This is a genomic window from Streptomyces solitudinis, assembly GCF_036323765.1.
In the GTDB taxonomy this organism is placed as follows: domain Bacteria; phylum Actinomycetota; class Actinomycetes; order Streptomycetales; family Streptomycetaceae; genus Streptomyces.
The window spans coordinates 809,262-833,780 of record NZ_JAZDCW010000001.1 but is presented as its reverse complement, the minus strand read 5'-3'; the positions used below and the strand labels follow the sequence as shown (position 1 = coordinate 833,780).

Here is a 24,519-nt window from a genome sequence, read left to right as displayed (position 1 = left end):
GCGTACCCGGCCGCCGCCCTACGGGGCGCCGTCCCGCGCCGGGGCGGCGGCCGTCAGCGCGCCCCGGCGCGGCGCGGCGTAGCCCTCCAGGCGGGCACGGCTCAGCCCGGTGGCCGAGACGACCTCGGCGTCGTCCAGCGCCCCGCAGTCCAGGCCGCGCAGCAGGTAGCCGCTGAGGGCCTTGGCCGTGGCGGGCTCGTCCAGCACCGCTCCGGCGTCCTGGCGCGCGTAGGCGGCCAGCCGGGCGGCGGCGGCCGCGTAGCCCTCCCGGTAGAAGGCGTAGACGGCGGCGTAGCGGGTGGGCAGGTGGCCGGGGTGCATGTCCCAGCCCTGGTGGTAGGCGCGGGCCAGCGAGCGGCGTACGAGGGCGTGGTGGAGCCGCCAGGCGTCGTGCACCTGGGCTCGCCCGCCGACCGGCAGCACGTTCGTCGAGCCGTCCGACAGGCGCACCCCGGTGCCCGCGGCGGCGACCTGCATGACGGCCTTGGCGTGGTCGGCCGCGGGGTGGTCCGGGGACTGGTGGGCGGGGCTGACTCCGCAGCAGGCGCTGTAGTCGAAGGTGCCGTAGTGCAGGCCGGTGGCGCGGCCGCCGGCGGCGTCGATCATCCGGGCCACGGTGGCGCGTCCGTCAGGGCCGAGGATGGACTGGCTGGTCTCGATCTGGATCTCGAACCCGATGCGCCCCGGTGGGAGGCCGCGGGCCAGTTCGAACTGCTCGCACAGCCGGGCCATCGTGGCGACCTGCTCGGGATAGGTCACCTTCGGGAGGGTGAGAACGAGGCCGCCGGGCAGGCCGCCCGCCGCCATCAGGCCGGTGAGGAAGACGTCCAGGGTGCGGATGCCCCGGTCGCGCACGGCGGCCTCCATGCACTTGAGCCGGATGCCGAGGTACGGGGGCACGCGAGAGGGGTCGCCGTCGTCACAGGCCGCCGCCACCAGTGCGGCGGCGCGGGCCGCCGCCGCGTCCTCCTCGGCGTCGGGGCGGTTGCCGTAGCCGTCCTCGAAGTCGATCCGCAGGTCCTCCACCGGCTCGCGGAGCAGCTTCGCCCGCACCCGCTCGTGGACGGCCGCGGCCAGTCCGCCCTCCAGGCCGAGCACGGCGCCGAACGCGTCGGCGTCCGGGGCGTGCTGGTCCAGCAGGGCGAGGGCGGCGTCACCCCAGGAGCGGACGGTGTCCGCGCCGAAGACGTCCCCGGGCACGTAGACCGTGTGCACCGGCTGGCGGGTGCCGGGGTCCCCGGGGTAGCGCCGCTCCAGCTCGGCGTCGACGGCGGCCAGCGCGGCCCCGGCCTGCGCGCGTACGGCGTCGGGGAACGTGGTGCCCACCGCCGCGTCCGTCCCGACCGGTTCGCCCTGCGTCATCAGCACTCCCTGCCCTTCCGCCGCCGTCCCCGGCATCAACAAAACGTTGAAGTTGTGCTGGGACGCTATGCCTCCGCCTCCGGGCCCGTCAACCGGTGCGCCGGGACCGCGCCGCCGCCCGGGGCGTCCGGGCGCACACGCGGACGGCCGGGGGCCGCGCGCACACGCGGACGGCCGGGGGCCGCGCGGCGTCTTGCACCGCGCGGCCCCCGGCCGTCCGAAACGGGGAGCGTCAGCCCTTGCGGGTCCTGACCTCCTCGGTGAGCTGCGGGACGACCGTGAAGAGGTCGCCCACCACGCCGTAGTCGACCAGGTCGAAGATCGGGGCCTCGGCGTCCTTGTTGACGGCCACGATCGTCTTCGAGGTCTGCATACCGGCCCGGTGCTGGATCGCGCCGGAGATCCCGGCCGCGACGTAGAGCTGCGGCGAGACGGACTTGCCGGTCTGGCCGACCTGGTTGGCGTGCGGGTACCAGCCGGCGTCAACGGCGGCGCGCGAGGCGCCTACGGCCGCGCCCAGCGAGTCGGCGAGGGACTCGACGACGTTGAAGTTCTCCGCACCACCGACACCGCGGCCGCCGGAGACGACGATCGCGGCCTCGGTCAGCTCGGGGCGGCCGGAGGACTCGCGCTCCTTGCGGGAGACGACCTTCGTGCCGGTGGCCAGCTCGCCGAAGGTCACCGCGAGCTGCTCGACGGTGCCGGCGGCCGAAGCGGCCTCCGGGGCGGCCGAGTTCGGCTTGACGGTGATGACCGGGGTGCCCTTGCTGACGCGCGACCGCGTGGTGAAGGCGGCGGCGAACACCGACTGCGTGGCCACCGGGCCGTCGTCGCCGGGCTCCAGGTCGACGGCGTCGGTGATGATGCCGGAGCCGAGCCGGACGGCGAGGCGGGCACCGATCTCCTTGCCCTCGGCGGAGGAGGGCAGCAGGACGGCGGCGGGCGAGACGGCCTCGACCGCGGCCTGCAGCGCGTCCACCTTGGGCACGACGAGGTAGTCGGCGTACTCGGCCGCGTCCGCGGCGAGGATCTTCACCGCGCCGTACTCGGCGAGGACGGGGGCGGCGGTGTCGGCGCCCGCACCCAGGTGGACGGCCACCGGCTCGCCGATGCGGCGGGCGAGGGTCAGCAGTTCCAGGGTGGGCTTGCGGACGGCACCGTCCACGTGGTCGACGTAGACGAGGACTTCAGCCATGGGAGTGCTCCTGCGGGGATAAGGGCGGGCTTGAGGCGGACGGCCGGGCTCAGATGAACTTCTGGCCCGCGAGGAACTCGGCGAGCTGCCTGCCGCCCTCGCCCTCGTCCTTGACGACGGTGCCCGCGGTGCGGGCCGGACGCGCGGTGGCGTCCTCGACCTTGGTCCAGGCGCCCTCCAGGCCGACGTCCTCGGCCTCGACGTCCAGGTCGTCCAGGTCCCAGGACTCCACTGGCTTCTTCTTGGCGGCCATGATGCCCTTGAACGACGGGTAGCGGGCCTCGCCGGACTGGTCGGTGACCGACACGACCGCCGGGAGAGCGGCCTCAAGGTGCTCGCTGGCGGCGTCGCCGTCGCGGCGCCCGGTCACCTTGCCGCCGTCCACGGCGACCTCGGTGAGCAGCGTGACCTGCGGTACGCCCAGGCGCTCGGCGAGCAGCGCCGGCAGCACGCCCATCGTGCCGTCGGTGGAGGCCATGCCGCAGATCACCAGGTCGTAACCGGCCTTCTCGACGGCCTTGGCGATGACCAGGGAGGTGCCCATGACGTCGGTGCCGTGCAGGTCGTCGTCCTCGACGTGCACGCCCTTGTCGGCCCCCATCGACAGCGCCTTGCGCAGCGCGTCACTGGCGTCCTCGGGACCCACGGTGAGCACGGTGACCTCGGCGTCGTCGGCGTTCTCGGCGATCTGCAGCGCCTGCTCGACCGCGTACTCGTCGAGCTCCGAGAGCAGGCCGTCCACCGCGTCACGGTCAGTGGTCAGGTCCTCGGCGAAGTGCCGGTCGCCGGTGGCGTCGGGCACGTACTTCACACAGACAACGATCCTCAAGCTCACGCCGGCTCTCCTACTGCATCGTCTTTACGGGCTGCCTTGAGCAGGCAGCATAGGCGCCTGCCGGGGCGGGTTCCGGTCGGGCGGACCGGCCCGTCCGCCCAGTTTATTACTCGCCAGTACATCCATCACTTTCCCATGGAGCAAGGCCGGTTAACTGTGACCTTGCCAACGCCGCCGGACGGCACCACTCAATCACGCAGCGCGTTGAAGCGCCCCTGGTGGTACAGCAGCGGACGGACCGGCCCGGCGGTGCTCCCCTCGCACACCCGGGCGATGACCACGTGGTGGTCCCCCGCCGGCACGCGGGCGGCGATCTCGCAGACCAGCCAGGCGCACACGCCCTCCAGCACCGGCACCCCGTGCGGACCCGCGTGCCAGCGCACCGGGGACGCGAAGCGGTCCGCGCCGCTGCGGGCGAAGGTCTCGGCCAGCTCCCGCTGGTGCTCGGCCAGGACGTGCACGCCCACGTGCCCGGCGGCGGCCAGCGCGGGCCAGCTGGAGGAGTTCTCACCGACCCCGAAGGAGATCAGCGGCGGCTCGGCGGCCACCGAGGTCAGGGAGGTCGCCGTGAAGCCGACGGGCCGAGGGGCACCGCCCCGCTCCGCCGGGGCGTCCACGGCGGTGATCACGGCCACGCCCGCGGCGTGGCGGCGGAACGCGTCGCGCAGCAGTTCGGCGCCGTCCCGCCGCGCGCTCGCCGCGGCGTCCCCCCGCCGCACCCCGCTCACCAGCGGCTCCCGCGTATGACCTCACCCATAGCGTCACCCTGACGAGAGGAGGGGCGCAGCGTCAAGCCGGACCGGCCGGATGCGAGACCGCTCACGCGCGGGCGCTCCCCGCCGGGCGCGCCGGAGCGCCGCGGCTAGAGCACCGCGCCCAGTGCGGCGATGACGTCGGCAGTGCGGGGCAGCCCGCTCGCGCGCCGCACGACGACGCCGGCGGGGTCCAGGACGAGGACGGTGGGGGTCCGCTCGACGGCCAGCCGGCGCACCAGCGGCAGCCGCTCCTCCGCGTCGATCTCGACGTGCGTCACGCCGGGGACCATGGCGGCCACCTGGCGCAGGACCTGGCGGGTGGCGCGGCAGGGCTGGCAGAAGGCCGTGGAGAACTGGAGGAGGGTGGCGCGCTCGCCCAGCCGGGCGACGCCGACCTCCTCGGCGGCGAGCCGCCCGGGCCGGTGTCCCGATGCCTCCATGGTGTTCCTCCCGCGCCGGGCCCCGAAGGCCCGTCTCCTCTTCGCCGCCAGCCTCTGACCGCCAGCCTCTTGACCACAGGCCCCTCCGCCGCTGACCGTGCGCCCGCCGGCCCGCCCGGGACCGCGGGCGGGCGTCCCCGGTGAACGTCCGGGCGCGCGAGGGCATTCCCGGCTGCCGGTGGCGTGAAAGCATCGCACTGGTGACCGGAATCTCTCCGCAGCCGTCTGGCCGGGACAACTTACGCACGCGTAGGTTGGGCGGGGCCGGGCATACCCTCCGGCAGGCACATCCTCACGAAGGGTCCTCCATGGCAGAGCTGGTCTACCCGCCCGTCATCGGCGCCGCGCGCACCCTGTTCAAGGTGCTCGACCTGCGCTTCGACATCCAGGGGACCGAGCACGTGCCGAAGCGGGGCGGTGCCGTCATGGTCAGCAACCACGTCAGCTACCTCGACTTCGTCTTCGCCGGGCTGACAGCGCGCCCGGCGAAGCGGCTGGTGCGGTTCATGGCCAAGGAGTCGGTCTTCCGGCACAAGGTGTCCGGGCCGCTCATGCGGGCGATGAAGCACATACCAGTGGACCGGGAGGCGGGCCTGGACGCCTACCGGCACGCCGTGCGGGCCCTGCGGGACGGGGAGATCGTCGGCGTCTTCCCCGAGGCGACGATCTCCCCGTCGTTCACCCTCAAGGCGTTCAAGACCGGTGCGGCGCGCATGGCGCAGGAGGCGTCCGTCCCGCTGCTGCCCGTGGCCCTGTGGGGCACGCAGCGGCTGTGGACGAAGGGACGGCGGCGGGACTTCGGCCGCAACCACTTCCCCGTCACGATCCGCGTCGGCGCCCCGCTCCAGCCCGGCCCGGACGAGTCGGCCGGCTCGGTCACCGACCGGCTGCGGGAACGGGTCCAGGAGCTGCTGGAAGCCGCGCAGCGCGCCTACCCGGCCCGGCCCGACGGACCGGACGACGCCTGGTGGCTCCCCGCCCACCTGGGCGGCACGGCGCCCGCCCCGGCGCCGCAGGCGTAGCGCCCCACAGCGCCGCGGACGGCGGGCGGCGCCCGCGTGGATCACCGGATCACCGGCGGCCGGTGCCAGGTCCATGCGGCCGCGCGCCGTCTAACCGGCCATCTCCGCGCGGAGGGCGGCGACGAAGCCGTCGACGTCCTCCTCGGTGGTGTCGAATGAGCACATCCAGCGCACGTCTCCGGCCGCCTCGTCCCAGAAGTAGAACCGGTACCGCTTCTGCAGCCGCTCGCTGACGTCGTGCGGCAGGCGCGCGAAAACGGCGTTGGCCTCGACGGGGTGCAGGACGCGCACCCCCTCGACGGTGCGCACCCCCTCGTAGAGCCGCCGGGCCATGGCGTTGGCGTGCCGCGCGTTGCGCAGCCACAGGTCACCGGCGAGCAGCGCCTCCAGCTGGACGGAGACGAAGCGCATCTTCGAGGCGAGCTGCATGGACAGCTTGCGCAGGTGCTTCATCCCCCGTACCGCGCCGGGGTTGAGCACGATGACCGCCTCGCCGAAGACGGCGCCGTTCTTGGTTCCGCCCAGGGAGAGGAGGTCGACCCCGGCGACGTTGGTGAAGGCACGCATCGGCACGTCGAGTGCGGCGGCGGCGTTCGCCAGCCGGGAGCCGTCCAGGTGCACCACCATGCCGCGCTCGTGGGCGTGCTCGCACACGGCCCGGATCTCCTGTGGGGTGTAGAGGGTGCCCAGTTCGGTGCTCTGGGTGAGGGAGACGACCTGCGGCATGGCCCGGTGCTCGTCGTCCCAGCCGTACGCCTCGCGGTCGATCAGCTCGGGGGTGAGCTTGCCGTGTCCGGTGGGCACGGTGAGCAGCTTGAGCCCGCCCACCCGCTCGGGCGCGCCGCACTCGTCCACGTGGATGTGCGCGGTGTCGGCCGCGATCACCGCGCCCCAGCGGTCGGTGACCGCCTGGAGCGCGACGACGTTGGCGCCCGTGCCGTTGAAGACGGGGAACGCCTCCGCCCGGGCGCCGAAGTGACGCCGCACGACCTGCTGGAGGTGGTCGGTGTAGGCGTCGCCCCCGTACGCGCTCTGGTGCCCGCCGTTGGCGAGAGCGAGCGCCGCCAGCACCTCCGGGTGCGCGCCCGCGTAGTTGTCGCTGGCGAAGCCGCGCACCCCGGGGTCGTGGTGCTGCTTGGCGTCGGTCCTCGGGGCCTTGGCCCTCGTCAGGGCTTGGGGGTGAGCCACAGGCGGTGTCCGTTCACTTCCTCGGTCGGCTTGCTCCAGGCTCCGGCGACGGCGTCCGCCAGGTCGGCCACGTCCGTGAACCCGGAGAACTTCGCCTGCGGCTTGTCCCGCCGCATCGCCTCGTGCACCAGCGCCTTGACCACCAGGATCGCAGCCGCGGCGCGCGGCCCCTCCTCGGCCCCCGTCTTGCGGAAGGCGTCCGCCAGGGCCAGCGTCCACGCCTCGGCCGCCGACTTCGCCGCCGCGTAGGCGGCGTTGCCCGCGGTCGGCTTGCTCGCCCCAGCGGCGCTGACCAGCAGGAAGCGTCCGTTTCCGCTGCGGTTGAGCGCGTCTTCGAAGGCGAGGGAGGTGTGCTGGACGGTGCGGATGAGGAGGTCCTCCAGCACGTCCCAGTCGCCCAGCTCGGTCGCGGCGAAGGAGGCCGCGCCGCGCCAGCCGCCCACGAGGTGCACCAGGCCGTCGACGCGTCCGAACTCCTGCTCGGTGCGGTGGGCCCACGCGCGCGTCTCGTCGAGGCTCAGGAGGTCCACCGTGTCCCCGGTGACCGTGGCACCGCCGTGCGCGAAGCGGGCCGCGTCCACGCCCTCGGCGAGCCGCGCCGGGTCCGCGTCGGCGCCCACGACCACGGCTCCGGCCTCCGCGAGGCGGAGCAGCACCGCGTGCCCGGCGGGCCCGCCGGCTCCGGCCACGGCCACGACCGCGCCCTCCAGTCCCGTGACCCGTCCGCTGTCCGGGGTAGCGCTCGTCATCCCGTTCGCCTCCTTGGTTCCGCCGGGCCCCGCATCCGCCGGGCCCCGTCCTGCCGCACCGTCCGCGGTGCTCACGCCGCCACCGGACGGACGTGCTCAGCGGTGATGCCCTCCGTCGAGGCGATCACACCCCGCAGCTTCTTCGCCAGCGCCTCGTAGAACATGCTCAGCGGGAACTCGTCCGGGTGCACGTCGTCCACCAGCTTGCGCGGCGGCAGGGTGAGGTCGAGGGCGTCCGGGCCCTTGGCCCAGGTGGAGCCGGGGTGCGGGGCGAGGTGGGCGGAGACCAGCTCGTACGCCTTGAGCCAGTGCACCAGCTTGGGGCGGTCGATGCCGCGGCGGTAGAGCGTCTCGATCTCCTCGCGCAGCCGGACGGTGGCCTCCCGCGCACGGTCCCAGTCGATGGTGAGCCGGTTGTCGGTCCACCGCAGCGCGTCGCTGCGGTGCAGGTAGGCGAAGAGGAGCTGGCCGCCGAGGCCGTCGTAGTTGCGGTTGCGCTCGCCGGTGACCGGGAAGCGGAACAGGCGCTCCAAAATCACCGCGTACTGCACGTCGCGGCCCTGCGGGAAGCCGTCGGCCTCCAGCTTCACCGCCTCGTGGAAGGCGGTGAGGTCGCAGCGCAGCTCCTCCAGCCCGTACATCCAGAACGGCTGCCGCTGCTTGATCATGAACGGGTCGAAGGGCAGGTCGCCGTGGCTGTGGGTGCGGTCGTGGACCATGTCCCACAGGACGAACGTCTGCTGGGCGCGTTCCTGGTCGGCGAGCAGGCCGCGGGCGTCCTCGGGCAGCTCCAGGCTGGTGACCTCGCAGGCCGCCTCGACGACCCGGCGGAAGCGGGCCGCCTCGCGGTCGCAGAAGATGCCGCCCCAGCTGAACCGCTCGGGCGCCTCGCGCACCGCGATCGTCTCCGGGAAGAGGACGGCGGAGTGGGTGTCGTAACCGCTGGTGAAGTCCTCGAAGGTGATGCCGAGGAACAGCGGGTTGTCGTAGCGGGTGCGCTCCAGCTCGGCCAGCCAGTCCGGCCAGACCATGCGCAGGACGACGGCTTCCAGGTTGCGGTCCGGGTTGCCGTTCTGGGTGTACATGGGGAAGACCACGAGGTGCTGCCGCCCGTGCTCCCGCTGCCGGGCCGGCTGGAAGGCGAGCAGGGAGTCCAGGAAGTCGGGCACGGCGAAACCGCCGTCGGCCCAGCGGCGCAGGTCGGCGACGAGCGCGCGGTGGTAGGCGGCGTCGTGCGGCAGCAGCGGGGCCAGCTCCTCGACGGCGGCGGCCACGCGCCCGGCCTCGGCCGCGGCGGCCTCCCGGGTGGGGGCGCCCTCGGCCGTGAAGTCGATGGAGCCGTCCGCCTCCTGCCAGGGGCGGATGCGCTCGACCGCGCCCTTCAGCTCGGCCCAGGCCGGGTGGGCGACGACGGAACGGCCCGCTCCGGCTCCGGGCCGGGCCGTTCCGGCTGACGCGGCCGAACGGGCGGAGGCGACAGGAAGAACATCGTCCTGAGCAGCCGTAGGCGAAAGGGTCTCCGTCATCACTATCCCTCCACGGGAAAACATCGCGTAGACCCCACCGTAGGCACAGATCATCGCCGCACTCAAGTGGAGGCACGGGAAATCCTCCCGCACAGGCAGGGAAACTGCAGAGAATCTTCACCCACACCTGAGATTCGCAGGAAGTTCATGGATACATTCCCGACATCCCCGGTTTACGGGCCGCCTCGGGCGGCCGGACCGGCGTCCGGTCCGCCGTCGCGGTGACAGCGACCGCTGCGCGTCGCCCGGCGTTCAGCCGCCGTTGGGCACCCGTGCCTACGCTGCCCGGTGGGCGGCCCTCCGCCCGCTGACCTGCACCGACACGCGCCGCACCGGGAGAGACCAGACGTGGCACTGCTGACCGTAGGACACCGCGGCGTGATGGGCGCCGAGCCGGAGAACACCCTGCGGTCCTTCCGCCGGGCCGAGGCCGAGGGCCTCGACGTCATCGAACTCGACCTGCGGCTGAGCGCGGACGGCGCGCTGGTGGTGATGCACGACGCCCTCGTGGACCGCACCACGAACGGCACCGGACGCGTCAGCGACCTGACCCTGGCGCATCTGCGCGCCCTCGACGCCGGCCGGGGCGAACGCGTCCCGGTGTTCGACGAGGTCGTCGACGCGGTGCGCACGCCCCTGCAAGCGGAGATCAAGGACCCGGCCGCCGCCCGGGTGCTCGCCGAGCTGATCGAACGGCGCGGGCTCCACCGCAGGGTCCGGGTGATCTCCTTCCACCCGGCGGCGCTGCGCGAGACGCGGAACCTGCTGCCCGCCCTCCCCATCGCCCTGGTGACCGGCCGGTCGACGCCCGACGCCCCCGAGACGGCCGCGCGGCTGGGCGCCGGCATGGTCTCGTGCGAACTGCGGCACCTCACCGCCGAGACGGTCCGGCGGTGCCACGCCGCTGGCGTCGAGGTGATCAGCTGGACGGTCAACACCCCGCACGAGCTGGCCCGCGCCCGCGCCCTGGGCCTGGACGGCGTGGTCACCGACCTGCCGCGCATCCGGGAGGCCGTCAGCGCAGCGGTCTGACCAGCAGCTCGAACCGCAGGTCGTCCCTCAGCGGCACACCGAAGCGCTCGTCGCCGTACGGGAACGGGCTGAACCGGCCGGTGCGGACGTAGCCCCGGCGCTCGTACCAGGCGATGAGGTCGGCCCGCTGCTCGATCACCGTCATGTGCATCTCGCGGGCGTCCCACGCGTCCAGCGCCCTGCGCTCCGCCTCCGCCAGCACCAGCCGGCCCAGCCCCGCGCCCTGGAGCGCGGGCGAGACCGCGAACATGCCGAAGTACGCCGCGGGCGCCCCGTCGGCGAGCGTGCGCCGCTCCAGGTGGCAGCAGGCGACCGTCACCCCGCCCCGCACCGCGGCCAGCAGTGTGCTGTCCGGGTCCCGCACGAGGGCGCGCACAGCGTCGGCGTCCGTGCGCTGCCCGGCCAGCAGGTGCGCCTCGGTCGTCCAGCCCGCCCGGCTGGACTCTCCCCGGTAGGCGGACTCGACGAGCGCCACCAGAGCCTCGACGTCGTCCTCGGTGGCCGCGCGGAAGGCGAGCGGCGTACGGTGCGCGGTCTCCATGCGGCCCGAGCCTAGCCGGGCGGCCACGGGCCGCGGGGGGCTAGGGTCGCGGCATGGTTCACGTACTGAGCAGCAGGGTGTTGTTGCGGCCGACGGACCCGCAGGAGGCCCGGGACTTCTACGGGCGCCGGCTCGGCCTCGTCGTCCAGCGGGAGTTCGGCACGGGGCCGGAGCGCGGCACCGTGTACTTCCTGGGCGGCGGCTTCCTGGAGGTCTCCGGACGGGCCGAGCGCCCCAGCGCCCCGGGGCTGCGGCTGTGGCTCCAGGTGGCCGACGCCGCCGCCGCGCACCAGGAACTCGCGGACCGGGGCGTACCGGTGCTGCGGGAACCGGTGCGGGAGCCGTGGGGGCTGGTGGAGATGTGGCTCGCCGCGCCCGACGACGTGCGGCTGTGCGTCGTGCAGATCCCCGACGACCACCCGCTGCGCTACCGGCCCGGCATCTGACGCGCGCCCCTCCGCTCCGGTGCCTGCTCCGGTGCGCTCCCGTGTGCGGGCCCCGGCCGGGGCAGCCTCTCCCCGACGCCGCTGGGGAGGTGGGGCCATGCACGGCCCGGCGCTGGTGGGCTGGCTGCTGGCCGCCGTGTGCGCGCTGGCCGCGGCCGTCTGCCTGGCGAGGGCCCGGCACGCCGGGGGCCGCGCCGGGCGGCAGGCGGCCGGTGCCGAGGCGTTCATGGGGCTGGCCATGGCGGTCATGGTGCTGCCGGGCGCGGCGCTGCCCACGGCCCTGTACCTGGCCCTGTCCGGGCTCTCCGGCGCGGGGGCGCTGGCGTTGCTCCCGCGCGGCGCACCGCACCAGGGCCACCACCTGGCCGAGGCGTGCGCGATGGGGTACATGGCCGTGGTCATGGGCGCCGGGCACGGGGGCGGGCACCCCCTGGCCACCGGCGCCCTGCTGCTCTACTTCGCCGGGTACGCCCTCACCGCCGGGGCGCGGCTGCTCCCGGCGGCGCCCGCCGTGGCGGGCGGCCACACAGCCCCGGTGGCGGGGGCACCGGCGCCACTGGCGGCGCTGCCGGAAGTGGCGGACGCCTGCCGGCTGGCGCTCACCCTCGCCATGTGCGCGATGCTGCTCGGGATGTGACGGCGCTCGCCCGTCGGTCCGCACGCCGCGCCTCCCGCGCCGGGGAGTCCACACGTCACCGGGCTGAGGCGTGCGTCACTTCGGCGCCTCCGCCGTACCCGGCGGTAGTCACCGGTCCTAGGCTGGCCCCATGACGGTCGCGTTCGCGCTTCTGCTCCTCGGCGCTCTGACCGCGGCGATGACGCCGCGCCTGATGGCCCGCGGTTCCTGGGCGGACCGGGAGCCGGTGCTCGCCCTGTGGGCCTGGCAGTGCGTCGTGGCCGCCGTGCTGCTGTGCTGCGTCCTGGCCATGGCGCTGTGCGCCGCCGAGGCGTGGCAGGCCGTCCGCGGCCACGTCTTCGCCCCCGCCCCGCGCCAGGTCCTCGACGCGTACGCGCTCTCCGACGACGCCCACCCCTGGGCCGCGGCGCTCGCCGTCGCGCTCTTCGCCGGTGGTGTCTGGACGGCGGCCATGCTGGCCCGCGAGGTGATCCGCGCCCGGGCCGGACGCCGGGCCAAGCGGGCGGAGCTGCGGACCCGGGCCCCGCTGATGCCCGGCGAGGAGGAGGTCCGGGGCGACCGGCTCACCGTACTGGAGGGTGAGCGCCCCGAGGCGTGGTGGCTGCCGGGGCCGGCGCCCCGGCTGGTGATCACCACGGCGGCGCTGCGCCGTCTGGGGGGCCGCCAGCTCGACGCCGTCCTCGCGCACGAGGAGGGGCACGTACGGGCCCGGCACGACTGGCTGCTGCACTGTTCGGCGGCGCTGGCGTCGGCCTTCCCCCAGGTGCCGGTGTTCCGCGCGTTCCGGCACCAGATGCACCACCTGGTGGAACTGGCCGCCGACGACGTCGCCTCCCGGCGGCACGGCCGGCTCACCACCGCGCTGGCGCTCGTGGGGCTGAACGAGGACCGGGGCGTCTTCGGGCCGTGTGCCTCGCACCACGACGCGGTCCCGCGGCGGGTCGACCGGCTGCTGGGCCCCGCCGACCGGCTCCCGGTGGGGCGGCGGCTGCGGGCGACGGCGCTGGCCTCGCTGGTGCCCGTCGTCCCCGTGGTGGTGGCGTTCGTCCCCGGGCTGCGCGCACTGGGCTGAGCCCCGTGTGGGGCCGGTCTCGGACGATCCCCCGCGTCGCCCGAGACCGGCGTGCCGAAGTGCACCGCAGGGGCGTGCTCCAGCACCTGGCTGAGTATATTGGCTGGGAGCCAGTCAACCAGGAGTTACAGGATGTCCCCTCGGAGCGCATCGGTCAACGAAGAATTGCGCCGACGCTCGCGCGAGCGGATTCTTCAGGCGACGGTCGAGCTGGTCGGGGAGCGGGGTTTCGAGGCCACCACGCTGGGGGACATCGCGGTGCGGGCCGGAGCGGCACGGGGTCTGATCTCCTATTACTTCCCCGGCAAGCGGCAGTTGCTGCAGTCCGCCGTGCACCGTCTGATGCACCGTACGCTGGCCGCGGCGCTGGAGCGGCAGCCCGAGCCGCAGGGTGCGGTGGCGGGGCGCGAGACGCTGGCACGGGCCGTCGACGCGATACTCGGCCTCGCGCGGGACCACCCCACGCTGATGCGCACCCACATGGCGGGGATACTCCAGCAGGAGGGGTTCGTCCAGTGTGAGGAGCAGCAGCGGCTGGCCCGGCTCCTGCGCCTGGCCATGGAGCGCTACGGCTCCACGGACCCCGACACGGACTACCCGCTGCTGCGGGCGCTGCTGATGGGCGCCGTCGTGGCCGTGCTCCTGCCGGGGGCGCCGATGCCGATGTCCCGGCTCCGGGCCGAGCTGTTCGCCCGCTACGGCCTGGAGTGGGAGATGGGGGTCCCGCCGGGCGGGAAACCGCCCGGCGGGACCCGGGAACTCACCGCGCACTCCGGGGAGTGCCGCTGCGCGGTCAGCGGTAGCGAGGCTGCGTCTGGGCGTTGAACTCGTCCATGCGCACCCGCTTGGCGCTGTCGGTGCGGCGGTCGTCGATCCGCAGCACGTCCAGGCCGTTCTGGTCGTTCGAGTAGATGTGGCCGTTGTAGTAGTACGCGGACCACGTGCCGCCGAAGGACAGGCGGTCGGTCGACTCCGGGCCGCGCTCGAAGTAGCCGATCTCCCGCGGGCGGCGGGAGTCGGTGAAGTCCCAGACGGACACCCCGCCCTGGTACCAGGACTGCACCATGATGTCGCGGCCCCGCACCGGGATCAGGGAGCCGTTGTGGGCCACGCAGTTCTCGGTGTCCGCCTGGTGGCGCGGGATCTTGTAGTAGCCGCGGAACTGGAGCTGCGCCTTCTTGCCCTTGCCGGTGACGTGGTAGATGCCGTCGGCGCCCTTCTCCGCACCGGTGCGCGCGTTGCAGGTGGCGCCCGAGCCGCCGCCCAGCTCGTCGGTGAAGACCACCTTGCGGCCGTCGTTGCTGAAGGTGGCCGAGTGCCAGAAGGCGAAGTTCTCGGCGTCCTGCACCCGGTCGATGACCCGGGGGCGCTGCGGCTTGCTGATGTCGAGCAGCACCCCGTCGCCCATGCAGGCGCCCGCCGCCAGCTTCAGCTCCGGGTAGGCGGTGATGTCGTGGCAGCCGGTGGTCGCGGAGTTCTGGGGCCGCCCGGGGTCGCCGGGGTAGCCGCCGTCGGGGAAGAGCCCGGCGAACGAGGCGAGGCGGGCTCGCTCCGGCGCCTTGCGCGGGACCTTCACCACGGAGATGCCGTCGTGCGGCGGCTGGCAGTCGGGGAACGTCGCGCTCGGGAAGTAGGAGGAGACGTAGACGTAGACGTCCCGCTTCGTCGGCACGAGGGTGTGGGTGTGCGATCCGCAGGCCGTCTCCACGGCGGAGACGTAGCGCGGGTTGCGCTTGTCGCTGATGTCGAAGACCCGCAGGCCCTCCCAGGAGTCCTTCTCGGTGGCGGGCTGGGAGACGCTGGAGCAGGAGTCGTCGCTGCGCGAGGAGTCGACCGACAGGAACAGCAGGTCACCGGAGACGGATATGTCGTTCTGGGCGCCGGGGCACAGCACCTGGCTGACGACGCGCGGGGCCTTCGGGCGGCTGATGTCGTAGACGACGAAGCCGTCGTAGTTCCCGGCGAAGGCGTAGTCGCCCTGGAAGGCCAGGTCGGAGTTGGTGCCCTGGAGCGCCCCCTTGGGCAGCGTCGTCAGGTGGGTGATGTTGTCACTGTGGACGATCTCGCCCGGCCCGGGGACGTCACCGCGGGCGATGGCGGCCTCGGTGGCGGCCCGCTCGGACGAGGTGGTCCGGCCTGCGGCCGGCGGCGCGTCACCGGGGTCGGGGACGGCGGCTGCCGGATGGGTGGTCAGCAGCGCGGCGAGCAGGCCGAGTCCGGCGGCGCCCACGCCGATTCGTCTGCGCCGCACGCGGGGTGAGTGCAACGACGTCACGGGATTCCTCCTTCTGCCCTTCCGTTCGGGAAGGAACGCGGTAAGGACTTGCGAGCAGTATGCAGCTTGCATGTACACCTCAACAGAGGTTAGAACCGGCTACCTGAGGAGCCGTTCATCCCGCACGGCGCCGCACCAGCCGGTCACCCCCGGCACACCCGCCCCAGGAGGCATGGTGACGATCCGTCGCACACCCCGCCGCGTCCCCGCGCGCGCCCTGCCGCTCACGCTGGCCGCGCTGACCGCCCTGCTGGCCGGCTGCACCGGACCGGCGAAGGACGAGCCCGCAGGCGGCGGCCCGGCGGTGATCGCGCCCGGCTCCCCCGGCGAGGCGGCACGCACGGTCTCCCCCGAGGAGGCGCAGGAGGCCGGGCGCAGGCAGACCCGCCCGAACACCGCGGATGTCACCTTCATGACGATGATGATCGAGCACCACCAGCAGGCCCTGGTCATGGCGGACCTGGCCACCGAGCGCAGCGGCAGCAAGCCGGTGCGCGCGCTCGCGGAGCGCATCCGCGTCTCCCAGGGCCCGGAGATCGCCGCCATGCGCGCCTGGCTGGACCGGAACGACGCCGCCGGCCCGGCCGCGGGCGGCCACGAGCACGACCACGGCGGCATGCCCGGAACGGCCTCGCCCGAGGAGCTGGCACAGCTGCGCGCGGCCCGGGGCGCCGACTTCGACTCCCGCTTCCTCGCCCTGATGACCGCCCACCACGAGGGCGCGGTGGAGATGGTCACGGACGTCCTGGCCGACGGCAACGACGTCACCGTGGAGGAGCTGGCCACGGAGATGGCCGCCCAGCAGACGGCGGAGATCGTACGGATGCGCCGCATGGGGTAATCGAGCACCCACCGGCGGCTCGCTCCCCTCCCCGGCCGCGGCGCGGCGGTGCCATCCTGGGGACCCCGGCAGAAGGGAGCCGCTGTCGTGAGCGCTCTTACCCGTGTGGCGGTCGTCGGATCGGGGCCCAGCGGCCTGTACACGGCACAGGCCCTGCTGGACCAGGAACGGTCGCCCCACCTGACCGTCGACGTCCTGGACCGGCTGCCGAGTCCCTACGGGCTCGTGCGCTACGGCGTCGCACCGGACCACGAGAAGATCAAGTCGCTCCAGCACACCCTCCGCCGGGTGCTGGAGGACCCGCGCGTGCGGTTCGCGGGCAACGTCGCGGTCGGCCCCGGCGGCGTGTCCACCGAGGAGCTGCGGGGCCTGTACCAGGCGGTGGTCTACTGCGTCGGGGCGGCGGCCGACCGCAGGCTGGGCATCCCCGGGGAGGACCTGCCGGGCAGCTCCTCGGCCACCGACTTCGTCTCCTGGTACAGCGGCCACCCGGACGCGGGCGGCGGCTTCCCCCTCACGGCCCGCTCGGCGGTGGTGATCGGCGTCGGGAACGTGGCCGTGGACGTGGCCCGCCTCCTGGTGCGCGGTGCCGCCGAACTGCGCGGCACCGACATGCCGCAGGGCCCGCTGGACGCGCTCGTGGCGAGCGGGGTCCGCACGGTCCACATGGTGGGCCGCAGAGGGCCCGCCCAGGCGAAGTTCACCACCAGGGAACTGCGGGAGCTGGGCACCCTGCCGGGCACCGACGTCGTCGTGCGCGGGGAGGAGCTGGCCGGCGGCCCCGCGGACACCGCGCCGGACGGGCTCCCCACCGCCGTCCGGCGGAACCTGGACACCCTGCGCGCCTGGGCGCGCACCCCGCCCGCGGGGCAGGACCGCCGCATCGAACTGCGGTTCCACCTGCGGCCCGTGGAGATCCTCGGCGACACGGCGGACGGTGTGCGCGCGGTGCGGTTCGAGCGGACGGCTCCCGACGGTGAGGGCGGGGTGGCGGGCACCGGGGTGTTCGAGGACGTTCCGGCCCAGTGGGTGCTGCGCTCGGTCGGCTACCGCGGCGTGCCGCTGGCGGGCCTGCCCTTCGACGACCGCAGCGGCACGGTGCCGAACGAGGGCGGCCGGGTGCTGCGGGACGGCGCGCCCTCGCCCGGTGAGTACGTGGCGGGCTGGATCAAGCGGGGCCCCACCGGCGTGATCGGCACCAACCGGCCGTGCGCCAAGGAGACGGTGGCCTCGCTGCTCGCGGACGCCGGGGCCCTGGCCGGGCGGCCGGTGGCCGACACGGACCCGCTGCGGGCGCTGGAGGCCCAGGGCCGCTCCCCCGTGCTGTGGCCGGGCTGGCTCGGCATCGAGGCGGCCGAGACGCGGCTCGGCCGCAGCCTGTCCCGCACGACGGCGAAGATCCCCGACTGGGACGGCCTGCTGAGCGCCGCGCGGGAGCCGGGCTCCGGCGCGTCCGGCCTCGGCGGCGCCGTCACCGGCGCGGCGGGCTCACCGGCCTGAGCCCGGCCCTGCGCGCCCGCGGCAGGCGTGGCCCGGGGCAGGCGTGGCCCGGGGCAGGCGTGGCCCGCGGCAGGCGTGGCCCGCGGCGCGGCGGGGCGGCGGACGCTCCGTGGCTCAGTGGCCGCGCTCCGCCTCCTGACCGGCCGCCGCGAGGACGCTGTCGAGCAGCCCGGGGAACAGCGCGTCCAGGTCCGCCCTGCGCAGGGCGTTCATCTTGGCGGTGCCGCGGTAGGTCTGCCGCAGGACGCCGCTCTCCCGCAGCACCCGGAAGTGGTGGGTGGAGGTGGATTTGCTCACCGGAAGTTCCAGGGACGAGCAGCTCTGCTCGGCGGCGCCGCCCGCGAGGCGGCGCACGACGGACAGCCGCATGGGGTCGGCCAGCGCGTGCAGCACGCTGTGCAGCCGGATCTCGGCGCGCGCCGGGTGGTCCAGCGTGCGGCCCGTGGGCGGGGATGCGGGCGGGGTCGGAGGCGCAGTCGTCACGCCCACCATCGTACGAGATCCTTCGTAGTTTGACATCTGACGTACTACGAGGGATATCGTACTTAAGCGCGTCCAGCGCAGAGACCGCCCAGCGTGAGGAGCCCGACGTGAGCGCCCTGTTCGAGCCGTACACACTCCGGTCCGTGACCCTGCCGAACCGGGTGTGGATGTCCCCCATGTGCCAGTACTCGGCCGACACGGCAGGCCCGGACACCGGCGTGGCGAACGACTGGCACGTCGCCCACTACGCGGCGCGGGCCGTCGGCGGTACCGGGCTGGCCCTCGTGGAGGCCACCGCCGTGAGCCCCGAGGGCCGCATCACGCCCGCCGACCTCGGGCTGTGGAACGACCGGCAGGTCGCCGGGCTGCGGCGGATCACCGCCTTCCTCAAGGACCAGGGCACGGTCCCCGGCATCCAGATCGCACACGCCGGCCGGAAGGCCTCGACCGGCCGGCCCTGGCACGGCGGCGGGCCGCTGACCGCGGCGGAGGGCGGCTGGCAGCCGGTGGCGCCCAGCCCGCTCCCGTTCGACGAGGGCGGCCCCGTGCCGGACGAGCTGAGCCGGGAGCGCATCGGGGAGATCACCGCGCAGTTCGCCGAGAGCGCACGGCGGGCCCTCGCGGCGGGGTTCCAGGTGCTGGAGGTGCACGGCGCCCACGGGTACCTCCTGGGTGAGTTCCTCTCCCCGCACAGCAACCACCGCACCGACGGCTACGGCGGGTCCTTCGGCAACCGGGCGCGCTTCGCCCTGGAGGTGGTCGGCGCCGTACGCGCGGTGTGGCCCGAGGAACTGCCGCTGTTCTTCCGCGTCTCGGCGACCGACTGGCTGGAGGACGGCGGCTGGACCGTCGAGGACACCGTCCGGCTCGCCGTCCTGCTGCGGGAGCGCGGCGTGGACCTGCTCGACGTCTCCAGCGGCGGCAACGCGCCCCGGGTGCCGATCCCCACGGGCCCCGGCTACCAGGTGCCCTTCGCCGCGCGGGTCAGGGCGGAGACGGGGCTTCCGGTCGCCGCGGTCGGCATGATCACCGAGCCGGGGCAGGCGGAGAAGATCCTCGCGGGCGGTGAGGCCGACGCCGTCCTGCTCGGCCGTGAGCTGCTGCGCGAGCCCTCCTGGGCCCGGCGCGCGGCCAAGGAACTCGGCGCACCGGCCCCCGCCGTGCCCCATCCCTACGAACGCGCTTTCTGACCTGCGCCTTCCGCCTCCGGGACGCCGTTGTCAGTGGCCGGGGGCACACTGGGCGCCAGTCCGGCGGTGGCGCCGGAGGACGGCGTCCCGGAGGTGTCCTGGTATGGGTGAGGTACTGCTCGCGGTCGGTACGCGCAAGGGGCTGTTCCTGTTCCGGCGGCGGCGTCCCGGGGCCGGGCGGCCCGGCGCCTGGGAGACGGCCGGAGCGCACTTCACCGACCAGGCCGTCTACGCGCTGGCCGTGGACCAGCGCTCCGGAGGCACCCGGCTGCTGGTCGGCGGGGACAGCGCCCACTGGGGCCCGTCCGTCTTCCGCTCCGACGACCTGGGCGCCTCCTGGCAGGAGCCCGGGCAGCCGGCCGTCCGGTTCCCCGACGACACCGGGACGTCGCTGGAACGGCTGTGGCAGCTCGCCCCGGGCGGTGCCGGGGAGCCGGACGTCGTCTACGCGGGCACCGAGCCGGGGGCCCTGTACCGGTCGGCGGACGGCGGCGCCTCCTTCGAGCTGGTCCGCTCCCTGTGGGAGCACCCGCACCGGGAGCAGTGGGTGCCCGGTGGCGGCGGGCTCGGGCTGCACACGGTCCTCGTCGACCCCCGCGACGAGCGGCAGGTCACCGTCGCGGTGTCCACCGGCGGCGTCTACCGCACGGAGGACGGCGGCGCGAGCTGGGCGCCGGCCAACCGGGGCGTCAGCGCGGTCTTCCTGCCCGACGCCGAACCGGAGTTCGGCCAGTGCGTGCACAAGGTCGCCCGGGATGCGGCCGATCCGGACCGGCTGTACCTCCAGAACCACTGGGGTGTCTTCCGCAGCGACGACGGCGGGCGGCAGTGGGCGGCCATCGAGTCCGGGCTGCCGTCCACCTTCGGCTTCCCCGTGCTGGCCCACCCCCACCGGGCGGACACCGCCTACCTCTTCCCGCTGAACGCCGACTACGACCGGGTCCCGGCCGGGCGCCGCTGCCGGGTGTACCGCACCGAGGACGCGGGCGCCTCCTGGACGGCGCTGGACGCCGGTCTCCCGGAAGCCGACCACCACGGCCCGGTCCTGCGGGACGCCCTGTGCACGGACGGCGGCGACCCCGCGGGCATCTACTTCGGCAACCGCAACGGCGAGCTGTACGCCAGCGCCGACGACGGCGACTCCTGGCGGCAGGTGGCCGCCCACCTGCCGGACGTCCTGTGCGTGCGGGCCGCGGTGCTCTGACGCCGGCCCGGGGCGTCCGGTCCTACGGCAGACGCCAGTCGACCGGCTGCGCCCCCTGGCGGACGAGGAGGTCGTTGGCGCGGCTGAAGGGCCGGGAGCCGAAGAAGCCGCGGTCCGCCGACATCGGTGACGGGTGAGCCGACTCGACGGCCGGGAACTGCTCCAGGAAGGGCCTGAGGTTGCGGGCGTCGCGCCCCCACAGCACGGACACCAGCGGCTTGCCCCGTGCGACCAGGGCGCGGATCGCCTGTTCCGTCACCTCCTCCCAGCCCTTGCCCCGGTGCGCGCCGGGTGTGCGCGGCGCCGTGGTCAGCGCCCGGTTGAGCAGCAGCACGCCCTGGCGGGTCCACGGCGTGAGGTCGCCGTTCGACGGCCGGGGCAGCCCCAGATCGGAGTGCAGTTCGCGGAAGATGTTCTCCAGGCTGCCGGGCAGGCGCCGCACCTCGGGTGCGACCGCGAAGCTGAGCCCGATGGCCATGCCCGGGGTCGGGTACGGGTCCTGACCCACGATCAGCACGCGCACCTCGTCGAAAGGCTGCTGGAAGGCGCGCAGGACGTCCGGCCCCGCGGGGAGATACGTCCGCCCCGCCGCCACCTCCGCCCGCAGGAAATCACCCATCTCCGCGATACGCCCGGCCACGGGCCGCAGCGCGTCAGCCCACCCGGGCTCCACCAGCTCATTCAACGGTCGTGCTGCCACACCACGTCACCCTACCGGCCCGGGTCCACCGGTCCGCTCCGCCTCCGGTACGAACAGCCGGTCCTGCCCTAGGCTTTCGCCGTCCACCTCCTCCTCGCCTCCCGGAGCGGTCCATGGAGTCGCGCAGACGTCCGCCGGCCAGCGTGGGCCCGCGCCGCCCCGCGCCCGCCCGGCGCCGGGCCGCCGCACGGCCGGGCCGCCCGTGTCCGTCATGACCGGCTGGGTCCTCGGCGTGGATTCGGGCGGCTCCGGACTGCGCTGCGCCCTCGCCCCCTGCGCCGGACCGGAGCGGGCCTCGCCGGCGCCCCGGCCGGCGGGCCGCGTCGTCACCGGCGGCCCGGTGCGCACCGGCCCCGGCGGCATCGACGCCGAGGACCTGCTGCGGCGGCTCCTGCCCGCCGTCCGCGCCCTGCTGGCGGAGGCCGGAGCCGTCCCCGGCGCGGACCCGCCGCCCCTCCGGGCGGTGTGCGTCGGCGCGGCCGGGATGGCCACCCTCGGGGAGCGGCTGCGGGCCGCGCTGCCCGGCGCCCTGGCCGGGGCGTTCGGCGTGACGCGCTGGGCGCTGGCCGCCGACGCCGTCACGGCCTACGCGGGAGCGCTCGGCGAGCGCCCCGGCGCGGTGGTCGCGGCCGGGACCGGGGTGATCGCCCTCGGCACGGACCTGCGGACGTGGCGCCGGGCGGACGGCTGGGGCCACCTGCTGGGCGACTGCGGTGGCGGCGCGTGGATCGGGCGGGCCGGTCTGGAGGCGGCGCTGCGGTCCCACGACGCCCGGCCGCACGGCTCGGCGGCGCTCCGCGCCCGCGCCGAGGCCGCCTTCGGGCCGCTGGCCGGGCTGCCCGCGGCGCTGTACCCGCGCGACGACCGGGCGGCCGTCCTCGCCTCCTTCGCCCCCGACGTCGCCGCCTGCGCCCGGACGGACGCCGTCGCGGAGGACGTCCTGCGCCGGGCGGCCGGGCACCTCGCCGGCTCCGCCGCCGCCGTCTGCCCGGGCGGGGACGCCGCCCTGGCGTTCACCGGCGGACTGCTGCGGCTCGGTGCCCCCCTGCTCGTACCGCTGCGCGCGGAACTGGACGCGCGGCTGCCGCACGTGCGCCTGGCCGAGCCCGCCGCCGACCCGCTGGGCGGCGCCCTGCTCATCGCCCGGCAACACGCCGCCGGCACGCTCGCGCTGCCGCCGGACGCGGCGCTGCTGCGTCTGGGCTGAACCGCCACAGCACACGGAAAGACGCAGCTCAATAGCTTGTTCCCACAAAACCGACGGTGCGTGCGGTACGGCACGCGCGGGAGGAAACGGGACAGAAGCGGACTCCCGTGCCCCGACCCCACTGTGGGGTGCGTCAAGGCATTAGCATGCGGCGCCATGAGCTCCTCCACTGGTCCCGAAGGCGGCCTGCCCGTACGTATGCCGCGCCCCCGCAAGCCCGGACGGCACCGCCGGCCGGAGCCCGTCACCGCCCCGGAGGGCGCGCCCGCGCTGGTGCTGGCCGTCCCGGGCGAGCCGTCGGGCACGGTCCGCGGGCTGGCCGAGGAGATACTCAGCATCGCGCGCTCGGAGCTGCCGGGCATGGACGCGCGCATCGGGTACCTGGACGGCGGCGGGGAGGAGTTCCCCGCCCTGGAGGCGGTGCTCGCGCAGGTCGCGGCCGACCGCGCGGCCCGCGCCGCCGCGTTCTCGGCGCTGACCGCCTCCGGTGACGGGGACGCGGACGGCGGGGGGGAGCCTGCGGGCGGTGCCCCCGGCGACGAGCGCGGCGCCGTCGTCGTGCCCCTGCTGGCCGGTCCGGACGCCGCCGTGCTGCGCCGGATACGCCAGGCGGTCCTGGGCAGCGGCGCGCCCGCCGAGCTGACGGACGTGCTGGGGCCGCACCCGCTGCTCGCCGAGGCCGTGCACGTGCGGCTGTCCGAGGCGGGGCTGGCCCGCGCCGACCGGGCGCGGCTGTTCACCGTGGCCACGGCGGCCGACGGGATCGTGCTGGCCACAGCGGGCGGCGAGGAGGCGGTGCAGGTCGCGGGCATCACGGGCATGCTGCTCGCCGCCCGGCTCGCGGTCCCCGTCCTGGCCGCCGCGCTGGACGAGGAGGGCGCCGTCGCACGCGCCGCCGAGGAACTGACCGCCGCCGGCTCGCAGCAGCTCGCGCTGGCCCCGTGCCTGATCGGCCCGGAGGTCCCGGAGGGCCTGCTCGCCGCAGCCGCGCGGGAGGCGGGCTGCCACGCGGCCGAGCCGCTGGGCGCCTATCCGGCGGTCGGCAAGCTGGTGGCCGCCGCGTACGGGGCCAAGGCGGGCATCGGGGCCGCGCAGGCGCCGCAGGGCGCGCCGGTCCGCTGACACGCGGTGGTGGCGGGGCGGGCGCACGGCGGCCGCCCCGCCACCGTCCGTCAGGCGAAGACCACGCAGGTCGGCGCCGGGACCGGCACGGTGCCGCCCCGGTGCGGCGTCCCCGTGGCCGGGTCCACGGTGAACCAGGTGACGTCACCGGAGCGTTCGTTGGCCGCGTACAGGCGCCGCCCGGCCGGGTCCACCGCGAGGTCGCGCGGCCAGTGGCCGCCGCAGTCGACGGTGGTCAGCAGTTCGGTGTCCGCGCCGTCGCCGAGCGCGAGCACGGCGATCGTGTCGTCGCCCCGGTTCGCCACCCAGGCGAACCGGCCGTCCGCCGACAGGACCAGGGCCGACGGGTAGTTGTCCCCCCGCGCCCGCGCGGGGCGGGTGGAGGTCTCCCCCACCGGCTCCAGCGTGCCGGTCTCGGAGTCCCAGCGGCAGGCCGTGAGGGTCGAGTCCAGTTCGCCCACGACGTAGGCCCGGTCGCCCCCGGGGTGGAAGGCCAGGTGCCTGGGCCCGCTGCCGGGCCGCAGCGACGCCTCGCGGTGCGGGCCCGGTGCCGCCCCCGCGTGGTCCAGCCGGTACGTCCACACCGAATCGGTGCCGAGGTCGACGGCGAGCAGCCAGCGCCAGCCCGCGTCGGCCACCACTGCGTGCGCGTGCGGCCCCTCCTGGCGGCTGCCGTCCGGGCCCGCGCCCTGGTGCTGCTGGAGGGTGCGCCGGGCGGCGTGCAGGGTCCCGTCGGGGCGCACCGGGAGGGCGCTGACGCTGCCGGAGCCGTAGTTGGCGGTGAACAGCTGCCCCGCGGCGACGGTGAGGTGGGTGGGCGAGTCGCCTCCCACCGGCACGGGGTCCTCCAGCAGCACGGGCCGGGCCGGATCGGCGAGCGAGAAGGCCGCCGCCCTGCCGTCGGCCGTCTCGCTGACCGCGTAGAGGACCCCCGCGCCGGGGGCGACGGCGAGGTAGGACGGGTCGGCGACCGCGTCCGTGTGACCGAGCACGCTCAGTGCCCCGCTGCCGGGGTCGACGGCGGCCGTGGTGACGCCCTTACCTCCCGCCGAGGTGAACGACCCGATGTATGCCCGCTGCCCGCTGCCCGTACCGGCCACTGCGCCGCCCCTTTCTCGACCGGGTGAGACCACCATTGTGCCGGGCACCGTAGCAGTTGGTCTGGACCATGTCGCGGGCAGGTGGGAGCGCGCCCAG

Annotated in this window: 25 protein-coding genes; 12 read left to right on the top strand and 13 right to left on the bottom strand. The window is 75.1% G+C overall.

Annotated elements, in window-relative coordinates; genetic code table 11:
* Nucleotides 1-18 precede the first annotated feature (18 nt).
* The 5 genes from V1J52_RS03525 to V1J52_RS03505 form a co-directional block, all read right to left on the bottom strand.
* The gene (locus tag V1J52_RS03525) at nucleotides 19-1,362 is read right to left on the bottom strand and encodes a DUF6986 family protein (RefSeq protein WP_330138033.1); all 1,344 of its coding nucleotides are present in this window, start codon (nucleotides 1,360-1,362) and stop codon (nucleotides 19-21) included.
* Nucleotides 1,363-1,594: 232 nt separating this feature from the next.
* Entirely contained in the window at nucleotides 1,595-2,557 is a 963-nt protein-coding gene (locus V1J52_RS03520) for an electron transfer flavoprotein subunit alpha/FixB family protein (RefSeq protein ID WP_330138032.1), read from the bottom strand.
* A gap of 49 nt (nucleotides 2,558-2,606) precedes the next feature.
* A complete protein-coding gene (locus tag V1J52_RS03515; RefSeq protein WP_330138031.1) occupies nucleotides 2,607-3,392 on the bottom strand; it encodes an electron transfer flavoprotein subunit beta/FixA family protein in 786 nt (261 codons plus the stop codon).
* 188 nt (nucleotides 3,393-3,580) lie between these two features.
* Nucleotides 3,581-4,111, bottom strand: a complete 531-nt coding sequence (locus tag V1J52_RS03510; RefSeq protein ID WP_330138114.1) for a flavin reductase family protein — start codon at nucleotides 4,109-4,111, stop codon at nucleotides 3,581-3,583.
* 143 nt (nucleotides 4,112-4,254) lie between these two features.
* A complete protein-coding gene (locus V1J52_RS03505) occupies nucleotides 4,255-4,587 on the bottom strand; it encodes a TlpA family protein disulfide reductase (RefSeq protein ID WP_330138030.1) in 333 nt (110 codons plus the stop codon).
* A gap of 308 nt (nucleotides 4,588-4,895) precedes the next feature.
* Here V1J52_RS03505 and V1J52_RS03500 point away from each other — a divergent pair, with 308 nt between their 5' ends.
* Entirely contained in the window at nucleotides 4,896-5,609 is a 714-nt protein-coding gene (locus tag V1J52_RS03500) for a lysophospholipid acyltransferase family protein (RefSeq protein WP_330138029.1), read from the top strand.
* 90 nt (nucleotides 5,610-5,699) lie between these two features.
* On the opposite strand, the gene V1J52_RS03495 is transcribed toward V1J52_RS03500, so the two are convergent.
* The 3 genes from V1J52_RS03495 to V1J52_RS03485 form a co-directional block, all read right to left on the bottom strand.
* Nucleotides 5,700-6,797 carry a threonine aldolase family protein gene (locus tag V1J52_RS03495; RefSeq protein ID WP_443075700.1) on the bottom strand — a complete coding sequence of 366 codons (1,098 nt, stop codon included), beginning with the start codon at nucleotides 6,795-6,797 and terminating at the stop codon, nucleotides 5,700-5,702.
* On the bottom strand, nucleotides 6,776-7,546 hold the full coding sequence (locus V1J52_RS03490; protein WP_330138028.1) for an SDR family NAD(P)-dependent oxidoreductase: 771 nt from the start codon (nucleotides 7,544-7,546) through the stop codon (nucleotides 6,776-6,778). The genes V1J52_RS03495 and V1J52_RS03490 overlap by 22 nt, the downstream gene beginning before the upstream one ends.
* A gap of 71 nt (nucleotides 7,547-7,617) precedes the next feature.
* Nucleotides 7,618-9,072, bottom strand: coding sequence for a DUF6421 family protein (locus tag V1J52_RS03485; protein WP_330138027.1), 1,455 nt, complete (start codon nucleotides 9,070-9,072; stop codon nucleotides 7,618-7,620).
* 348 nt (nucleotides 9,073-9,420) lie between these two features.
* On the opposite strand from V1J52_RS03485, the gene V1J52_RS03480 reads away from it, so the two are divergent.
* Complete coding sequence (locus tag V1J52_RS03480; protein ID WP_330138026.1) at nucleotides 9,421-10,104, top strand: glycerophosphodiester phosphodiesterase; 684 nt, start codon at nucleotides 9,421-9,423, stop codon at nucleotides 10,102-10,104.
* Here V1J52_RS03480 and V1J52_RS03475 read toward each other — a convergent pair.
* Nucleotides 10,088-10,645 carry a GNAT family N-acetyltransferase gene (locus V1J52_RS03475; protein WP_330138025.1) on the bottom strand — a complete coding sequence of 186 codons (558 nt, stop codon included), beginning with the start codon at nucleotides 10,643-10,645 and terminating at the stop codon, nucleotides 10,088-10,090. The two genes, V1J52_RS03480 and V1J52_RS03475, sit on opposite strands and share 17 nt — an antisense overlap.
* Nucleotides 10,646-10,698: 53 nt before the next feature.
* Between V1J52_RS03475 and V1J52_RS03470 the strand changes: the two genes are divergently transcribed.
* The 4 genes from V1J52_RS03470 to V1J52_RS03455 all read left to right on the top strand — a co-directional run bounded on the left by V1J52_RS03470 (nucleotide 10,699) and on the right by V1J52_RS03455 (nucleotide 13,625).
* Complete coding sequence (locus V1J52_RS03470) at nucleotides 10,699-11,091, top strand: VOC family protein (protein ID WP_330138024.1); 393 nt, start codon at nucleotides 10,699-10,701, stop codon at nucleotides 11,089-11,091.
* A 97-nt stretch (nucleotides 11,092-11,188) separates the two neighbouring features.
* On the top strand, nucleotides 11,189-11,728 hold the full coding sequence (locus V1J52_RS03465; RefSeq protein WP_330138023.1) for a DUF5134 domain-containing protein: 540 nt from the start codon (nucleotides 11,189-11,191) through the stop codon (nucleotides 11,726-11,728).
* Between the two features lie 130 nt (nucleotides 11,729-11,858).
* On the top strand, nucleotides 11,859-12,800 hold the full coding sequence (locus tag V1J52_RS03460) for a M56 family metallopeptidase (protein WP_330138022.1): 942 nt from the start codon (nucleotides 11,859-11,861) through the stop codon (nucleotides 12,798-12,800).
* 132 nt (nucleotides 12,801-12,932) lie between these two features.
* Nucleotides 12,933-13,625 (top strand): TetR/AcrR family transcriptional regulator, encoded by a 693-nt coding sequence (locus V1J52_RS03455; RefSeq protein WP_330138021.1) that lies wholly within the window; start codon nucleotides 12,933-12,935, stop codon nucleotides 13,623-13,625.
* Here the strand turns inward: V1J52_RS03455 and V1J52_RS03450 are convergent.
* The gene (locus tag V1J52_RS03450; protein ID WP_330138020.1) at nucleotides 13,594-15,075 is read right to left on the bottom strand and encodes an LVIVD repeat-containing protein; all 1,482 of its coding nucleotides are present in this window, start codon (nucleotides 15,073-15,075) and stop codon (nucleotides 13,594-13,596) included. The two genes, V1J52_RS03455 and V1J52_RS03450, sit on opposite strands and share 32 nt — an antisense overlap.
* A 172-nt stretch (nucleotides 15,076-15,247) precedes the next feature.
* Here V1J52_RS03450 and V1J52_RS03445 point away from each other — a divergent pair, with 172 nt between their 5' ends.
* Both V1J52_RS03445 and V1J52_RS03440 read left to right on the top strand, forming a co-directional pair.
* Nucleotides 15,248-15,916, top strand: coding sequence for a DUF305 domain-containing protein (locus V1J52_RS03445; protein WP_330138019.1), 669 nt, complete (start codon nucleotides 15,248-15,250; stop codon nucleotides 15,914-15,916).
* 87 nt (nucleotides 15,917-16,003) lie between these two features.
* Nucleotides 16,004-17,416 carry an FAD-dependent oxidoreductase gene (locus V1J52_RS03440; protein ID WP_330138018.1) on the top strand — a complete coding sequence of 471 codons (1,413 nt, stop codon included), beginning with the start codon at nucleotides 16,004-16,006 and terminating at the stop codon, nucleotides 17,414-17,416.
* 114 nt (nucleotides 17,417-17,530) lie between these two features.
* Here the strand turns inward: V1J52_RS03440 and V1J52_RS03435 are convergent, their stop codons facing one another.
* Nucleotides 17,531-17,899: an ArsR/SmtB family transcription factor gene (locus tag V1J52_RS03435; protein ID WP_330138017.1), complete on the bottom strand. Its 369-nt coding sequence runs from the start codon at nucleotides 17,897-17,899 to the stop codon at nucleotides 17,531-17,533.
* A 107-nt stretch (nucleotides 17,900-18,006) separates the two neighbouring features.
* On the opposite strand from V1J52_RS03435, the gene V1J52_RS03430 reads away from it, so the two are divergent.
* Nucleotides 18,007-19,089, top strand: coding sequence for an NADH:flavin oxidoreductase/NADH oxidase (locus V1J52_RS03430; protein ID WP_330138016.1), 1,083 nt, complete (start codon nucleotides 18,007-18,009; stop codon nucleotides 19,087-19,089).
* 103 nt (nucleotides 19,090-19,192) lie between these two features.
* Entirely contained in the window at nucleotides 19,193-20,293 is a 1,101-nt protein-coding gene (locus tag V1J52_RS03425; RefSeq protein ID WP_330138015.1) for a WD40/YVTN/BNR-like repeat-containing protein, read from the top strand.
* A 22-nt stretch (nucleotides 20,294-20,315) separates the two neighbouring features.
* Here V1J52_RS03425 and V1J52_RS03420 read toward each other — a convergent pair whose 3' ends face one another.
* On the bottom strand, nucleotides 20,316-20,993 hold the full coding sequence (locus V1J52_RS03420; RefSeq protein ID WP_330138014.1) for a uracil-DNA glycosylase: 678 nt from the start codon (nucleotides 20,991-20,993) through the stop codon (nucleotides 20,316-20,318).
* Between the two features lie 211 nt (nucleotides 20,994-21,204).
* Here V1J52_RS03420 and V1J52_RS03415 point away from each other — a divergent pair, with 211 nt between their 5' ends.
* The gene (locus tag V1J52_RS03415; protein ID WP_330138013.1) at nucleotides 21,205-22,200 is read left to right on the top strand and encodes an N-acetylglucosamine kinase; all 996 of its coding nucleotides are present in this window, start codon (nucleotides 21,205-21,207) and stop codon (nucleotides 22,198-22,200) included.
* Between the two features lie 156 nt (nucleotides 22,201-22,356).
* Entirely contained in the window at nucleotides 22,357-23,322 is a 966-nt protein-coding gene (locus tag V1J52_RS03410; RefSeq protein WP_330138012.1) for a sirohydrochlorin chelatase, read from the top strand.
* A gap of 50 nt (nucleotides 23,323-23,372) precedes the next feature.
* Here V1J52_RS03410 and V1J52_RS03405 read toward each other — a convergent pair whose 3' ends face one another.
* The gene (locus V1J52_RS03405) at nucleotides 23,373-24,422 is read right to left on the bottom strand and encodes a lactonase family protein (protein ID WP_330138011.1); all 1,050 of its coding nucleotides are present in this window, start codon (nucleotides 24,420-24,422) and stop codon (nucleotides 23,373-23,375) included.
* Nucleotides 24,423-24,519: the final 97 nt, after the last annotated feature.